This is a genomic window from Gordoniibacillus kamchatkensis (assembly GCF_000829455.1).
In the GTDB taxonomy this organism is placed as follows: Bacteria; Bacillota; Bacilli; order Paenibacillales; family NBRC-103111; genus Gordoniibacillus; species Gordoniibacillus kamchatkensis.
In genome coordinates, this window is sequence record NZ_JXAK01000029.1 from 71,380 (window position 1) to 87,594 (window position 16,215).

The 16,215-nt window shown below is 58.5% G+C and carries 11 protein-coding genes and 2 pseudogenes; 3 read left to right on the forward strand and 10 right to left on the reverse strand.

Annotated features, from left to right (window positions below; translation table 11 throughout):
- Window positions 1–5: 5 nt before the first annotated feature.
- From SD70_RS17110 to SD70_RS17130, 5 genes are all read right to left on the reverse strand, one after another.
- A complete protein-coding gene (locus SD70_RS17110; protein ID WP_052487554.1) occupies window positions 6–872 on the reverse strand; it encodes a carbohydrate ABC transporter permease in 867 nt (288 codons plus the stop codon).
- A 13-nt stretch (window positions 873–885) separates the two neighbouring features.
- Window positions 886–1,860 carry a carbohydrate ABC transporter permease gene (locus SD70_RS17115; protein ID WP_082053438.1) on the reverse strand — a complete coding sequence of 325 codons (975 nt, stop codon included), beginning with the start codon at window positions 1,858–1,860 and terminating at the stop codon, window positions 886–888.
- Between the two features lie 2 nt (window positions 1,861–1,862).
- The gene (locus SD70_RS17120) at window positions 1,863–4,859 is read right to left on the reverse strand and encodes an extracellular solute-binding protein (protein WP_052487555.1); all 2,997 of its coding nucleotides are present in this window, start codon (window positions 4,857–4,859) and stop codon (window positions 1,863–1,865) included.
- 272 nt (window positions 4,860–5,131) lie between these two features.
- Window positions 5,132–6,058 (reverse strand): M15 family metallopeptidase, encoded by a 927-nt coding sequence (locus tag SD70_RS17125; RefSeq protein ID WP_041048765.1) that lies wholly within the window; start codon window positions 6,056–6,058, stop codon window positions 5,132–5,134.
- Between the two features lie 342 nt (window positions 6,059–6,400).
- The gene (locus SD70_RS17130) at window positions 6,401–6,877 is read right to left on the reverse strand and encodes a glutathione peroxidase (protein ID WP_041048737.1); all 477 of its coding nucleotides are present in this window, start codon (window positions 6,875–6,877) and stop codon (window positions 6,401–6,403) included.
- A 154-nt stretch (window positions 6,878–7,031) separates the two neighbouring features.
- Between SD70_RS17130 and SD70_RS17135 the strand changes: the two are divergent.
- Window positions 7,032–9,181 (forward strand): annotated as a pseudogene (locus SD70_RS17135) (HelD family protein).
- A gap of 158 nt (window positions 9,182–9,339) precedes the next feature.
- Here the strand turns inward: SD70_RS17135 and SD70_RS17140 are convergent.
- The 5 genes from SD70_RS17140 to SD70_RS17160 form a co-directional block, all read right to left on the reverse strand.
- Complete coding sequence (locus SD70_RS17140) at window positions 9,340–11,466, reverse strand: YCF48-related protein (RefSeq protein ID WP_041048738.1); 2,127 nt, start codon at window positions 11,464–11,466, stop codon at window positions 9,340–9,342.
- Between the two features lie 80 nt (window positions 11,467–11,546).
- On the reverse strand, window positions 11,547–12,395 hold the full coding sequence (locus tag SD70_RS17145; RefSeq protein ID WP_041048740.1) for a DegV family protein: 849 nt from the start codon (window positions 12,393–12,395) through the stop codon (window positions 11,547–11,549).
- A gap of 15 nt (window positions 12,396–12,410) precedes the next feature.
- The gene (locus SD70_RS17150; RefSeq protein WP_041048741.1) at window positions 12,411–13,133 is read right to left on the reverse strand and encodes an amino acid ABC transporter ATP-binding protein; all 723 of its coding nucleotides are present in this window, start codon (window positions 13,131–13,133) and stop codon (window positions 12,411–12,413) included.
- Window positions 13,130–13,777, reverse strand: a complete 648-nt coding sequence (locus SD70_RS17155; protein ID WP_041048742.1) for an amino acid ABC transporter permease — start codon at window positions 13,775–13,777, stop codon at window positions 13,130–13,132. Before SD70_RS17155 ends, SD70_RS17150 begins: the two co-directional genes overlap by 4 nt.
- A gap of 284 nt (window positions 13,778–14,061) precedes the next feature.
- Entirely contained in the window at window positions 14,062–14,913 is an 852-nt protein-coding gene (locus SD70_RS17160) for a transporter substrate-binding domain-containing protein (protein WP_041048743.1), read from the reverse strand.
- Window positions 14,914–15,270: 357 nt separating this feature from the next.
- Between SD70_RS17160 and SD70_RS17170 the strand changes: the two genes are divergently transcribed.
- Window positions 15,271–15,825: a DUF6385 domain-containing protein gene (locus SD70_RS17170; protein WP_156158069.1), complete on the forward strand. Its 555-nt coding sequence runs from the start codon at window positions 15,271–15,273 to the stop codon at window positions 15,823–15,825.
- Between the two features lie 32 nt (window positions 15,826–15,857).
- Window positions 15,858–16,215: pseudogene (locus tag SD70_RS17175) on the forward strand (DUF6385 domain-containing protein); the annotation flags it as partial.

A 16,215-nucleotide genomic window follows, 5' to 3' on the forward strand; every position in this document is an offset into this window, starting at 1 on the left:
ACCTCCTACGATTTAATGCCGGAATAAGCCATCGTATGGATGACCATTTTCTGAAAGGCGAGGAAAATCAAAATCGGCGGCAGCGTGACGAGCAGCGTGCCGGCCGCCACCGCGCCCGAGCGGGCGACGACGCCGGGACCGCCCGCCAGCGTCTGCAGCGCAAGCGGAAGCGTCTTCATCGATTCGCTCGTCGTAAACACAAGCGGCGTGAAGTAATCGTTCCAGTTGCCGATAAAGGAAAAGATGATGAGCGTCGCCCAGGCCGGACGGCAGACGGGCATGACGATGCGCCAAAAGATGCGCCATTCCGAGGCGCCGTCGATATGGGCGGCTTCCAGCAGCGCGTCCGGAATTTGATCGATAAACTGCTTCATCAGGAAAATATTGTAAGCGACCGCCAGCTTTGGCAGCACGAGCGACCAATACGTATCGAGCATCCCGAGACCCGAGATGACCATGTAGGTCGGAATTTGCGTAACTTGCGGCGTAAACATCAGGGCCGAGATGATGACCGCGAACAGGGCGTTCGCCCCGGGCAGCCGGTACTTTGACAGCACGTAAGCGCCGAGGCTGCAGATGGCGAGCGTTCCGGCCACGATCGCGGCCGAAACGAACACGCTGTTGAAAATGTAACGGGTGAACGGCACGATCGAGGCGTCCGTTGCCGTCAGCAGGTCGAAAAAGTTACGCAGCGTCGGCTTCTGCACAAAAAATCGCGGCGGATACAAAAACAGCTCGTCAAGGGGCTTGAACGCCGTAGAAACCATATAAACGATCGGCAATGCGGTGAACGATACGAGCGCCGCAACGAATAAATACAGCGCGATACGCTTGACCCGCCAAGCCAGCTTCACGGTGCGAACAGTCGGCATGCCGGCCCTCCTCTCATTCGTCTTTGGATGAAAACAGCTTCATGGCGATCCGTCCGAGGCCGAACGTCAGCACGAACAAAACGACGGCGATGGCGGAAGCGTAGCCGAGCTCAAAGCGAATGAACGCGTAGTCGTACAGATGGCTGATGATCGTGTGTCCGGCATAGTTCGGGCTCGGCATGCCGGCCATGGCGACGGCGATATCGAATACGCCGAACGAAGCCACGATCGCGTTTACCGCTCCGAACAGCATTTGCGGCTTCATGAACGGGACGGTGATATACCAAAGCTCTTGAAATTTGCTGCCGACGCCGTCTATCGCCCCCGCCTCGTACAGCTCCTTCGGCACGTTCTGAAGGCCGGCGAGAAAGACGAGAAAACCGGTGCCCATACTCATCCAGAGCGAGACGACAATCACGACCGGAAGAATCGTCTTCGCGTCGTCCACCCACAGCACCGGCTCGCTTACGATGCCCCAGTCGATCAACCAATGATTGAGCAGGCCGTAGCGGTCGCCGGAAAAAATATAGAGCCAGACGACCGACAGCGCGATGGAGCTCGTGATGGACGGCACGTAAAACGCGAACGCGAATAACGACTTGCCGCGCAGCTGATTGATGATCCAAGCGAGCAGAAACGACAGCATATAGCTGACAGGCCCTGTCACCAAGGAGAAAATGAACGTATTTTGGATCGCCTTGAAAAAGATATCGTCATCGAGAAACAAAATCCGGTAGTTGGCAAGCCCGATAAAGCGCGCAGGCTCCAGCATATTGTAATAAGTAAAGCTCAGCCGGATGGAATCGAGCACGGGTACGACCGTAAAGACGATGAACAGCACCAGAAACGGACTAAGGAACGCGTAACCGGTCAGCAGCTTTTTCCAGCGCGGCTTGATTTGCAGGGTGCCTCGCTTCGGACGCGGCAGAGCCGGCTCCGGCGCCGTCCGCTGCCGAGACGTCTCGGCGGCGTGAATACCGCTTTGCATGCCTATTCCTCCTGTCCGGCTTGATCGGGAGTCATGCCGAATTCTTGCTGCTTCGCCGCCAGCTCTTTATCAATATCCTTGACCGCTTGCTCAAGCGATTCCCTCACGTTCTCACCGCTTAAGACGACCCGGTTCCAAGCGTTGGCGATATGCCTCGCCGTGAAATAGCCGCCGGGCACGAACGGCTGCTCCTTGAAATATTTCCACGCTTCGTTCAGCGCCTTCAGGTCTTCTTCCGGCCACGGCAGCTGCGCGAACGCCTCCATGTTAGCCGTGTTCCAACGCGCCTCTACGCCGAGCAGCGCTTCCAGCTCCCGGCCGAACTGGGCCTGCACGTCTTTGCTGGTCCACCACTTGAGGAACTCCCACGCTTCCTTTTGCTTTTTCGACTGCTTGAAAATGACGACGGACTGCACCTGGCCGCCCGCGGTCCGGTCGATCGAGCCGTTCGCCTGAACGTGCCCGGGCACGGCGGCGATGCCCCACCGTCCCGCCAGCTCCGGCGCGGCTGTCGAGAGCAGCACATAGGTCCAGTACCCCGAGACCCCGATCGGCATTTCCCCGGTGCGGAACCGGTTAAACATATCGGCATAAATCGGAAACTTATAGTTCGTATACAGCTCGGTCCATTCTTTAAACGCTTTGTATGCTTCGGGGGAACCCAAGGCCGAGCGCTTGCCGTCGGGAGTATAAAATTCCCCCTTGTTCTGATACAGAAACGTGGCGAAGCCGAGAGGCGAACGGTCCTGCGGGTTGGTCGGCGGGTAATAAAACTGCATGCCGTTCTGCTGCAGCACGGGAATCATTTGCCCGACGTCCTCCCACGTTTGCGGGACCGGCAGACCGAGCTCCTTCAGAATATCTTTGCGGTAAAACAACATGCTGAAGTCCTGCGTCTCGGGCAGCGCGTACACGCCGCCTTTATACTCGAACGGCACCATGGCACCCGGGAGAAATTGGCTCGCGACGCTTTCGTAGCCGGGCAGCTTCGACAAATCCACAGCGGCGTTGCGGATAGCAAACTCGAGCGGCAGCTGTTCGCCTACGCCTGTTGCGACATCCGGCGCCCGGCCGGAGCTGGCCGCCAGGAGCAGCGTGTTGACGGTTCCGGAATTCAATTGGCCCGCTGGCAGCGTGTTGATATTGACGCGGATGCCCGTATTGGCGGTGAAGTCCGATTCGATCATTTCTTTCATGATTTCCGCCCATTCGCGGCCGCGGCCGACCCAGACGTCGAGGACAGGTTCGCTGCCGTCTCCGCCGGCGACGCCGCGATACACGCTGCCGACGCCGGTATAGTTTTTGCGAAACGACGAAAAGAAGTTTAAGATCGTGGCACTCGCTTTTTGCCACAGGCTCGAAGCTGCGTCGGTCCATTTCGCATCAGGCGCGCCGAGCAGGAAATAGTCCATGACGAGCGGCTGATTTTGCAGGTCGATAAGCCAGGTGCCGAGGTTCGTCAAGCTGTTGTTCAAGTCGTCCAGCTGCCGCGGGATCGAGTCCGGCTTGGCGGCCATTCGCTCGAACAATTGTTTCATCATCAGCAAGCTGTTCGCTATGCTCGTGTTTTCCTGCGCGATCCCGCGCAAGGCGTCAATCTGCTTGCCGAGATCGCCGGCCAGCGCCGTCATGTCTTCAATCAGTCCGGGAACGCGTTTGTCCAGCTCATAGTCGTAATTCGGGTCGGGCGCAGGTCCGGTTACCATGACGATGCGGCGGATGATATCGGAGAGCGTCTTGGAGTCGGCGGTGAGCGCTTCGGCGATCGGCTGGAAAGGCCCGACCTCCGCTATCATGGTGAGCGTATGCTCGCCCTTAGCCAGATGCACGAGGTACGGCTTGCCGGCGGCTTGCCCCAGCGTTTCGATGCGCCAGTCGCGCGAATAAGCGAAGGAGTAAAGCTCCAGCTCCTTGAACGGCACTTTGCCGTCGATTTGAATCTGCCTGTAGGAGGGCAGTCCGTTCCCCCACCACTGGCCTACTTTCAGTCCGATTTTGTACAGGCCGTCCGCGGGCACCGAGAACGTCCAGGTCGCTGCCTGCCCGCCTTTGCGCCAGCGCCAATCGCCGAACACGTTGAGGCGAAAATGCTGCCCGCTGGCCGGTTCGGCGAGCGGATCGCCATTCGATTCGCGGCGGATCGTAGGGTCCGTTTTGAGCGGATTGTCCTCGGCCTGAACTTTAATGGCGGTGCCGCCGAACGGCTTGAAACCCGCCTCTTCGTAGCCGCTCTTGACCGCGGCGTAATCCGGAACCGGCGCTGCCGGCACGATGCGGATTTGCCCGAACGATACCGGCTCCTGGATGTATCCCATGCGAATGGCGTGCTTGCCCGCACTGAGCGCAAATTGAAAGGGCTCAGCGTACAAGCCGTTGCCGTCCGTAAGCGGACTGCGGATCCACGCCGGCTTCTCGGTCTGGCCAGGCCGCACGTCGTCCCCCTGATTGTTCCGTGCCGGTTCCCCCCGGTCCGCCCATAACCGGTAAAAGTACAGTCGCTGTGCTTCGCGGAACGGCGAATCGCCGTCAATGGTCAGAGACCTTTCGATCGGCAGCCGTTGTCCCGGCAGCGGGTAATACTCGAAAACGAACTGGTACAGGCCCCCTTTCGGCACGTCGACGGTCCACTCGATCCAGTCGGTGCCTTTTTCCCACACAAGCGTTGGCGACGAGCTTCCGCCCACCGTTTGCAGCGCAGGCTTGCTCCCGCCGAATGCCGTATACTGCGCAGCCTGAAACTCGGCCGCGCTTGCCTGCGTCTGACTGCCGTCCGGCTCTTTGTAGCTTTCGCGGACTTGCCGGTAAGTCGGTTTAAAGATAGTCTCCACGTCAATTTGCCCGGCTTCCGCCTTGTTTGCAGTTCGTCCTCTGTCCCGCAGCCGCTCGGCGGCTTCGGTCGGCCGGACTGCGCTTCCAATCGTCAAGCCAAGCAGGATCGTCGTCAGCCCGATGCCCGTCAGTTTCCTCCAGATTGAACGATTGGTCATGGTGAGAATCAATCCAGCTCCCTCCCCCGTTTCGTACATCGTTCCTGCGCGGCGTCAGGCCGTTTGCGGTTGCGGCTAACCTCCATTGCTCGGTTCCATATGTACATGACAGAGACTTTACGATGAGCACAACATCATTGTATGCGTTATCATTTAGCGGTAGATATATGGAATTTTTTGATTTTTGTGTAGTATTTTTGTTTTTTTTCGCTGCCAATAAAAAAGCCCGCACGATTGTGCAGGCGTTGGCTCCGGCTATGCCATATGTCAATTTAGCCGCAAGCCTATTTGGCAGATGCGGGAACGGCATTCAAATATTGTTCCAACGTCAAGCCTTTGCCGGCAATTTCTTTGGCCATATCCGTCCCTACATAGCGAATATGCCAAGGCTCGTATTGATAGCCGGTGATAGCTTCCTTGCCTTTCGGGTACCGGATAATGAAGCCGTATTCGGCTGCATGCTTGGCCAGCCACTCCGCTTCCTTGGTCCCACCGAAGCAATTTTGCGCCGCACATTTGCCGTCGCTGCCCGTTACGTCGATGGCAAGCCCCGTTTCATGCTCGCTATGGCCGGGCTCGGCGCTGTAAGTTTTGGCCTTTGCCTCGCCGTCGGTTTTGACGTAGTTGTTAAACAACGCTTTTTGCGTTGCATAAGAGCGGTAAGCGGAAACGCCGGCCAACGAAATGCCGTCTTTGCCCGCGCCTGCGAACAGCTTCTCCAAAGCTGCGGCCGCTTCCTTGCGCATTTTCCGCTTTTCGATGTTCTCTTTGAAAATAAACGGCACATCCGGGTATACCAGGTCAGACGGTTCGTACTTGGCCGGGAGCGCGAATTGCTTGTTTACCAAAACGGAAATGCTGTCCGGTTTGGCAACCACTTGCTCGGCTCGGTTTTTTACGGCGTCCGGAGCTTTCCCCTTATCCTCGCCTATAGGGGCGTCCGGCGCTTTTCCTTTATCGGCGCCGGCTTTATCGGACGTTGAATCGGGACTTGACTTTGGAGCCTGAGCAGGCTCAGAAGGTGGCTGGCTGTCAGACAGCGCAGCCCCGGAAGAAGCAGATGCTCCGTCCCCTTCGGCTGCGGCATGATTGTGCGCGGGCGGAGTATCGTTTGGCCGGGCGGATGCGCCGTTCTTCGTTCCGCAGCCGGCAAGCAGCGCAATGGACGAAGCTAGCAGCAATGCGACGAAAGACGTTTTGTTCAACTTGATCGTTCCTCCGGGTGCAGGATAGTTTGGTGCAAAAAGTTTCCCTCTTCTTTTATAACGTGAATATGTTGCGAATTGTTCTGCAGCCTGCAGCGAAATTGTTGCAAAAAATCGCCCGGGTACGATCGCAAACAAAAACAAGTTGTCGCAAAGCTGCACAAAGACAACTTGTTTTCATAAAAATCGCTGATTCAGAATAACGATTTCGCCCCGGCGCTGCAGAAAAAAACTGGCGTTCATCCGCCCATACGGCAGAACGCCAGCTTTTTCCCGCGGCCGCGGTTCGGCCCGCCCGTCCCGGTTCGCAAATCATAGCGCGCTTACTATGTACCGCTTTGCCGGGCCCTACAGCACCGCTTCGATCGCGCTGCGCAGCTCTTCGCTTTCGGGCTCGACTTTGCTGGCGAAGCGGCCGGCCACATTGCCGCTGCGGTCGATCAAAAATTTCTCGAAGTTCCACTGCACGTCCCCCTGCGGCTCGGCGTGGGTCGTCAGCCACGCGTACAGCGGGTGCTTGGCGTCGCCAAGAATGGCGACTTTGTCGAACAGCTCGAACGTGACGCCGTAGTTCAGCGAGCAAAACTGCTCGATTTCGCCGATCGTCCCCGGCTCCTGCCCGCCGAAGTCGTTGCACGGAAAGCCGAGCACGTGCAGGCCGCGGTCCTTGTAAGTCTCGTGCAGCTTCTGCAGCCCGGCGTACTGCGGCGTAAACCCGCACTGGGAAGCAAGGTTGACGATCAGGAGCGGCTTGCCTTCGTAAACTCGTAAAGATTGGGTCTGTCCTTTGGACGTCTTGGCGGAAATGTCGTAAAGAGCGCTCATCGCATTGGCCTCCTTCATGGCGAATCGGATCGTTCTGTTTCCCATTATAGGGCACTGGCCGTCCGAATAAAAATATTGCAGTCTATCCCCAAAATGTGGTATATTTAGATTTCCTTTCTGCTCGCACCACATCACTCTTAGGAGGTAACTGAATTTGGACACGAAGATTCAAAGTGCCTATCAAGAAGAATTGCAGCGGCTGGAAACGACGAACCGGGAAATCGACCGGCAGCTGGAGCGGCTGCGCGCCATCCCGCCGTATCGCGGCGACGATTTGACCGAGCAATCGCTCGAGGCGGTACGGGAAGCGGGACGGCGCAACTTGGCGCGAGCGGCCGACGAGCCTTACTTCGGGCGCCTCGACTGGCAGGAGGCCGGGGAAAACGCCCCTACGCCGCTGTACATCGGCAAAGTCGGCGTGGAAGATCCGGATACGAGCAAGCTGCTCGTCATCGACTGGCGGGCGCCGGTAGCCAGCTTGTTTTATTCGTTTACCGGCGGCGCGGATGCGGCGTCATACGATTCGCCCGAAGGGCTGATCGAAGGCCTCGTATACTTGAAGCGCAATATCGTGATACGCAAGCAAATTTTGCAGAGAGTCGTCGATACGTACGACCGGGAAGGCGATTCTCTGGCCGTAACCGACGAATTCCTGCTGTACCGGCTCGGGGAAAATAAAGACAACAAGCTGCGCGACATCGTCTCCACCATTCAAGCCGAGCAGGATCGCATCATCCGCGCCGCGAGGAACGCGGCGCTCGTCATTCAAGCGTCGCCGGCAGCGGCAAAACGACCGTCGCCCTGCATCGCCTCGCCTTCCTTTTGTACCGGTACCGCGACCAGGTGCGGGCCGAGCGGATGATGATTTTCGCGCCGAGCCGGATGTTCCTCGACTACATTTCCGGCGTGCTGCCGGAGCTCGGCGTCGGCTCCATTCGGCAAAGCACTTTCGCCGATTGGGCTTTGGAGCTGCTGGAGCATGAAGTGAAGCTGACGGATGCGGGCGCTAGGCTGCGCCACTGGTTCGCTATCGGGCCGAAGCGGCCGGCTGTGGACGAAACTGCGCCCGGACGGTGGAAAGGCTCGCTTCGCTTCGCCGAGCTGCTGCGCGGCTGCCTCGCCCGCTACGAGGCGGGAGCCGTGCCGGCCGCAGACTTCGAACCTTGGGAAGGCGTCAAGCTCCCGGCGCAGACGGTCCGCGGCTGGTGGGATGTGGAGAATCGGCACTATCCGCTCATGAAGCGCCGCGAACGGGTGCTGGCGCGCATGAAGCGGTGGCTCGATATGGAGCTGGACAAAGTATGGGAAGCGAGCCGCCGCAAAGACTTGAAGAAAAAAGCTGCGCAGCGGCTGCGCGCCTATGAGAAAGCTTGGCCGGAGCTGACGCCGTTCGCGTTTTACCGCGCGCTGTTCGAGCAGGACGGCCAGTCCTCCTTCTATGCTTCCGACGAGCTGCGGCGCGAGCTTCCGCCGCATATCGCCAAGGCGTCAGCCGCGGTGTTCAAAAAGAAGCTCGTCGATCCTGAGGATCTCGCCCCGCTCGTACTGATCCATGACGCTTTCTGGGGCGTAACCGCCGAGCAGACGTTCGACCATACCGTCATCGACGAAGCGCAAGATTTCTCCCCTTTTCAAGTTGAACTGCTGCGCAGCCATACGCGCGGCGATTCATTCACGATTCTCGGCGACTTGTCGCAGGGCATCCACGCCTATCAAGGCATTGCGTCGTGGGACGAATTCACGAAGCTGTTCCCTCCCGAGCTGACGGGATACTATGAATTGGAACGAAGCTATCGTTCGACGCTGGAGATTATTCGCTTCGCGGGCCATGTGCTGCAGGCGGGGGTGCCGGAAGCGCGGCTTCCGGTGCCGGTGTTCCGCAGCGGCGACCCGATCCGGATCGTCGCCTCCCGTTCCGCGGCGGACGTCGCAGCTGCGGTGCGGCGCATTCAGGCAGGAGCAGCACAAACCGTCGCCGTCATCGCCCGCACCGAGGAAGCGTGCGTCCCGCTGCACGAGGCTTTGCGCCGCGACGGCATCGAGGCGCATCTGATCGGCGCCGAGCAGCAGCAGTACGGCGGCGGCGTATCCGTTGTACCGGTCTATCTCGCCAAAGGGCTCGAATTCGACGCCGTCATCTTGACCGGAGTCGATGCAGGCGCCTACAACGCGACGCCGCACGATGCGAAGCTGCTGTACGTCGGCTGCACGCGCGCGCTGCACGAGCTGTGGGTCATGCATGGCGAGCGGCCGTCGCCGCTGCTGCGAGGCGTGCCGGAAGAGCTCGTAAGCCGGGAAGCGTAACAGCTCACCGACGAAAATGGTCCCGACATCGCGCCTTAGCGGATGCGGGACCATTTTTGCTATTTATTCGTCTAGAGGTCGGTGCGCCCGCTTCGCGCGGAACAGCATCCGGCCGAGAGCGGTAAAGCCGATGCAAATGCTGCGGGCGTAGACCGCATCTATTGCCCGAGCCACGACCATGTCGCGCCCCCGTCCTCGGTTCGCAGCAGTCCGCTGCCGGTTAATAGCCAGCCGTTCCGGTCGCCCGCGAACTGCAGCTTGACGGTCCGATCGTCGATGCGGAACTGCGCAGGGAACAGCGTCTCCCGCCACGTTGCCCCGCCATCGGATGTCGCGAGCAGGCTCCACCGGCTGCCGGGCTGAAACGGGTCGCGCTCATAGAGCGCCCATCCGCGCAGCTCCGACGCCCAACCTAGCGCATATGCCCAGCCCGGCTTCGGCAAAACGCCGTACGGCTGCCACGCCGCGCCGTCCTCCGTGCGGTACAAAACCGCCCCTTGCTGCGGCGTCTCGTCCCGGTACGTCCAACCGGTTGACGGCGACGAGAAGGCGAACAAATCGCCCCCGCCGGCTTGGACGTACGGAGACGGAGAAGCCGTCCACGTTTTGCCGCCGTCTTTCGTCCGGTATACGGTTTGCGTTTTGCTTCCGTTCGTCACCGCAATAACGCCGTCCTGCGCCGAGAAGAAACGGATATACGGCCTGTTCGATACGCCCGCGGCGGCCAAGTTCGCCAGCGCCTTCCAGCTGTTTCCTCCGTCCGTCGTGCGCAGCAGCTGGAAGACGCCGGAGTCCGCCGTTTGCCGCAGCGCCCAGCCGGTCTGACGGCTGGCGAAGCTGATCCCGACGATCGCCCCTTGCGGATCGATGGCGGGCAGCTTGCGCCATGATTTGCCGCCGTCCGACGTAGCCAGCAGCGCGTCACTTTCGAACGGAGTGCCGAGACCGAAACCGTGCTGCGCATCGACAAAAGCGATATCGCCGACAGGGGCAAGCAGCGGATACAGCTGCTGCCACGTTTTGCCGCCGTCTTTCGTTCTGACGAGCGCTCGGCCATGCTCGACGGCCCAAATTTCTTTCCCCGACAGCGCCGACGCCGGCCCAAAGCTCCAGCCCCGCCCCTCCCCTATCGTTTCGAAATGCCGGCCGCCGTCATGAGTGACCATCATCCCGCCATCGATCGGACCTGCACCCATATTGAGCGGAATCCAGCCGTCATCGGCAGACACGAATTCGAGACCTGCGGGCGCAGGGCGCGCGCTGCTCAGTTCTTGAAGCGGCGTCCAATGCCGACCGCCGTCTTCTGTCCCGTATAGCGTCGCCCGCCTCGTATCGATATCGGAGACAAGCAGCCAGCCTCGCTTCGCGTCGACGAAACGAACGAGCGACGATATGGCTCCGGATAACGTTTCGCCGGCTGGCGGCAGCTGCCGCCAATGGGCGCCTCCGTCGGTTGTGGCGATAACCGTTATCCGGCAAACGGCGCTGCCGTCGGTCTGCTTGCGATCGCAGATCGAGCCGCTGACCCAGCCCTGCTCCGACGCCGGGAAACTTATGCTCTGCGGCGCGACCCCCCCGAATCCCGGCTTCAGCTCCTGCCAATTGCGGCCGCCGTCCGCGGTGCGCAGCAGCTTGCCTCCGGCGAGTACGACAACATGGCGGTCATCCGCCGCTTCGATCGCGGCGTCCTGCGCGTCCGACGTCTGGCTTAGCTGCACGGCCCACGACTTGCCCCCGTCTTCGGTGCGGAGCACCTGCAGCTCTGAGCAGCGGCTAACGCCGTTTTGTTCCTTGCAGCCGGAAGAGGCTGCTGCCCAGCCGGCCTGAGCGTTCACCGCGTGCAAAGCCAGCACATGCAGCTTGCCCATGCCGGAGCGAACGCTCCACGTGGCGCCGCCGTCATCCGTGGCGGCAACCGAGTCCGCGCCGGCTTGATCGGTGCGGACGACCCAAGCCGTCCGTTCGCTCGCTACCGTTAGATGGCTGAGGGTGAACCCCGGATCGCTGCCCCGCACCTCAATCGTGCCGCCGGAAGAGACCGGAACATACGGCGCATTCGCCGGAGCAATTTTAGAAGACGGCGGTTGCGCCTGCGGTGCGGCCGGCGGCGAACTTTCGAAACCTTGCTCTTGCCCGGACTGCGGCGCCGACGATGCTGCAGCCTCCTTGCCACGGCTCAAAGCGGCATCATACTTTGCAGCTCCGCCGCCGGACAAGCCGATTGCCGCAACCAACGCTCCCCAGCAAAGGACGAAAGCCGCCCATACGATCCACACCCGTCTCATGCTGCCGCCTTCCTTTCGCTCTGTTTACTACTATGGACTACGGGGCGGCGTGAAATGTTGCAGATCGTATGCGCGGCTATTCAAGGCAGCAAAGTGTAAATGATTCCAACCGTCTGCGGCCCGCAATGGCTCGAAATGACGCAGCCGGCTTCGGCCAGCTCGACGCGCAGGCCGTGCTCGTCTTCGAGCTGGCGTTTCAGCTCCGCGGCATCTTCCGGGGCCAGCGCATGTTCAACGAAAACGAAGCGGTCTTCGATGCGTTCCTTGCGCTCAAGCAAATTGGCGACAAGCTGCTCCAGCGCTTTCTCGCGTTTGCCGCGTATTTTCGCGGCGACCGTAATGCTGCCGTGGGCGACTTTAATGACAGGCCGAATTTTCAGCAGCCCGCCGATAAAGCTTTGCAAGGCTGAACAGCGCCCGCCCTTATGCAAATAGTCGAGCGTATCGATGACAAACTCCGTCTCAACTCGCTCGCGCGCTTCGAGCAGCAGGCGCTCAATGTCGGCAAGCGAAGCTCCGGCGTGTGCCGCCTTCGCTGCCTTGAGCGCCAAGAGCCCGACGCCGGTCGCGAGATTGAGCGAATCGACGCAGACGATTCGGCCCGGCGGAAGCTGTTCGGCGGCCAGGCATGCGTTATTGTACGTGGCCGACAGCTTCGAGGACAGGCCGACGTAGACGATATCGCAGCCTTGCTCGATATAGGGCTCGAACGCCGCCAAAAATTCGCCCGGCGACGGCGCCGCCGTTTTCGGCAGCTTGCCGCTTGCGCTAACGAGCTCAAACAGCTGTTCGGCGCGCATATCGGCGCCGTCCTTATAATCGCGATCGCCAAACACGACGTGCAGCGGCACGACATCGATGCCGTACTGGCGCCGCAGCTCTTCGCTCAGATCGCACGTACTGTCCGTAACAATTTGGATGCGTGACACGATGGGCACCCCCGGCTACAACACTTTGCTCAAAAATTCTTTCGTCCGCGGATGCTGCGGATTCGCGAACAGCTCGTGCGGCTTTCCTGCTTCGACGATTTTGCCGCCGTCCATGAACACGACGCGGGTGCCGACTTCGCGGGCGAAGCCCATTTCGTGCGTGACGACGACCATCGTCATGCCGCCCTTTGCGAGATTTTTCATCACTTCGAGCACTTCGCCGACCATCTCCGGATCGAGCGCCGACGTCGGCTCGTCGAACAGCATCACCTTCGGCGACATGGCCAACGCGCGGGCGATGGCGATGCGCTGCTTTTGCCCCCCGGACAGTTGCCCGGGATAGCTTTGTGCCTTGTCTTCCAGACCCACTTTGCGCAGCAGGTCGAAGGCGATACCATTCGCCTCCGCATCGCTCAGCTTCTTCAGCTTGCGCGGAGCGAGCGTAATGTTGTGCAGGACGGACAAGTGCGGGAACAGGTTGAACTGCTGGAACACCATGCCCATTTGCTGGCGCTGCACGTTGATGTCGTTTTGCTTGCTCGTAATGAGCGTGCCGTCGAAATGGATTTCGCCTTCGCTCGGCGTCTCAAGCAAATTGAGACAGCGCAGAAACGTGCTTTTACCGGAGCCGGACGGGCCGATGACGACGAGCACTTCGCCCCTCTCGATATCGATATTGATGCCGTTCAGCACGTTCAGCTTATGAAACCGTTTATGAAGATTGCGCACCCTGATCATGCCCGTTTCAGCCTCCCTTCCCAACGCCCGAGCAGCTTCGACAGCGTGAACGTCATGATGAAGTAAACGATCGCCGCGATAATGAGCGGTTCGAACGGACGGGCGAAAATGCCGCGAACCGTGTCCGCCTGATACATGAGCTCAGTGATCCCGATGACCGAAACGATAGACGACTCCTTGATGACGACAACAAGCTCGTTGCCGAGCGCCGGCAAAATGTTGCGGAACGCTTGCGGCAGCACGATGTACCGCATCGCCATCCGATGCGGCATGCCGAGAGAGCGGGCCGCTTCCATCTGTCCCTTGTCGAGATTTTGAATGCCGGCCCGGAAAATTTCCGCAATATAGGCGCCGCTGTTCAGCGACAGCGTCAGTATGGCCGCCACATAATCGGGCAGCGTCACCCCGGCGAACGGCAAGCAATAGTAAATTAAATAAATTTGCACCAGCAGCGGCGTGCCGCGCATAAACTCGATGTACGCTACGGCTATAAACTTAATGACCTTAATATTGGACATTCGCAGCAGCGCCAGCACGACCCCGATGATGAAGCCGAACAGAACGGTGAACACGGATAAAAAAATCGTCCACTCCGTCCCCTTGACGAAATAAATCCAATACTTGTCCAAAAACGAGAAATCCATATCCGTCCTCCTTTGCTAAAATTCATCCAAGGCGTTAAGCTGCAGGTTGAACTGTGAGCAACGTGCCCGGACGTATCACCTCCAGCTTGCTGCCAAGGCGTTAAGCTGGAGGTGTAACGGTGAGGTAATGTGCGGGCTTATCGCAGCTAGCTTAACGCCTAGGCGTTAAGCTAGAGGTGTAACGGTGAGCAATATGCCAAGCATATCACAGCCGGCTTAACGCCTATCAAGCAAAAACGGAAAATAGCGGTAAGTCCGCTATTTTCCGCCCTCGTGCTGGCGCCTTACTCTACCATCTCGTTCGCTTTCGCCACGAATTCGTCGATTTTTTTATCGGCGTTCAATTTGTCAAGCGTCTTGTTCACTTGCTCCAGCACCTTAGGATCAATGCCTTTTTTGAAGGCGAGCGCGGAGCCGCCCGTATCGTCCTTCGGCACAGCCGGAGCTATGGTCAGGTCTTTATTCTTGTTCACATAGTTTTGCGCAACCGGGAGCTCGACGACGATCGCGTCCACCCGCTTCGACTTCAGCTCGGCGACGATGTCGGAAATTTTGCCGAGCGATTTCAGCTGTGCGTTAGCGATTTGCTCCTGGGCGATCTTCTCTTGAATCGAACCTTTTTGCACGCCGATTTTGAGGCCTTTCAGATCGTCCAGCGTTTTGAACTTGTCCTTGTCTTCGGCGCGAACGACGACGCCTTGCGCCGCGGTATAATAAATTTTCGTGAAATCGACGTTTTTCTTGCGGTCGTCCGTCGGGCTCATGCCGGCAGCGATCATATCGATGTTGCCGGTGTCCAGCGCGGGAAGAAGGCCGTCGAACTTCATGTCCTTGATTTCCATCTCCACGCCGAGATCTTTGGCAATAGCGTTCGCGATATCGATGTCAAAGCCGACAATTTGGTCTTTGCCGTCAATCAGCTTGTGGAATTCGTACGGCGGGTAATCGGCGCTCGTGCCGACAACAAGTTTGCCCTTTGCTTTGAACGGATTGTTCGGTGCGGCGGAGGTCGTCTCTTTCTTATCGGCGGCAGGAGCTGCTGCGTTCGTGGACGCAGGCTGATCCTTTTGTCCGCAGGCGGTAGCGATGCCCATTGTGAGCAGCAGGGCTGCAGCTACAGTTGCGAATTTTTTCATGCTGTGGTCTCCCCAATCCATAAATTGAACTTTGGTGAATAATTATACACTCGAATAGTATACAAGAAAGTTGCCGATTGCTCAATGATATTTTTCATCTAATTGCTTCGCGTTCCCGCCCCGGCGCGTTTCAAAGGTACAAGCCCTCGGCTCTGGCTTTATATACATCTCATTTTTGGCCGAAAGGTCATTGGTCCAGGCAACTCCGTCTCTTTCTTAATATGATAACTGTGAAATATCCCCATGTTCCGCCATCTTTTTTTTTCGCTAAGCAGGTGATCGAATGCAATGATTACCAGGAAAAGGGCTTCCTCTCGCAGAGTGAAACGATCGCGCGTGCGCAATAGCAGCTGCGGCGTGAAGAAATCTGTGAAGGTACTCAAAAAAACGAAAACCCGAGGCAGCGATTCAAGAGGACCATGCAAGTCGAATAAAGCGCGCAAAGCCGCATCCAAACGAAGACCTTCCTGCGAAACGAGCTCGCTCTGCGAAGTGCAAATTATCGGAACCGACCGGCATCGTCCTCGCCCCATCATGACCGATAGCGATGGACGGCTTGTTACGGTGACGATACCTTCCAGACGTTCCAGAATCCTATTTCAAGAAGAAGCTTTTCTTGGCCTGGACGTTACAGGCGAGATTCTCAGCTTGCCGATGCAGAATACGGCAACTAAATCAGCAGTGTCGTATGCGGTCATTAATCGGGGCGACTATCCCACTCTCGTTATGGCGGAAATCAGCCCGAATTCCATTGATTTTTCGGTGGATCAACAAGAGGTCATAGCGCCACAATCGATGCGTGTCATCGTTCCGAACCGTTTTTTGAAATGGACTCGATTATCGCTGACAGCCGAAGATGGACAAGGACCGACGCAAATTGACGTTTATTACCAATCGCAAACAGTAGGATAATTAGCATAAGTCATGAAAGGAGCTGCGGCATCATGCCAAACTACTCGGTATTTCAGACCGATCCGGACAACCTAAGAACGTTAATATACGGAAAAGACGGCACCGGAACGGATCGCGTCATCGCCACAGACACAAGCGGAAACATTACAGCGGTCATTCTTGACGGTACGATCACCAGCGTTCTCGGTGCGACCATCACAGCCGGTACGCTGACTTCAGCAGGCACGGTCACGAATTTCTTGGATGGTACGATCACCAGCGTGCTTGGCGCCACGATAACAGCCGGTACGCTGACTTCCGCCGGTACAGTCACCAATCTCTTGGACGGTACGATCACCAGCGTGCTTGGCGCCACGATCCACAGCCGGCCACTGCTGACGCTTCCGCCGG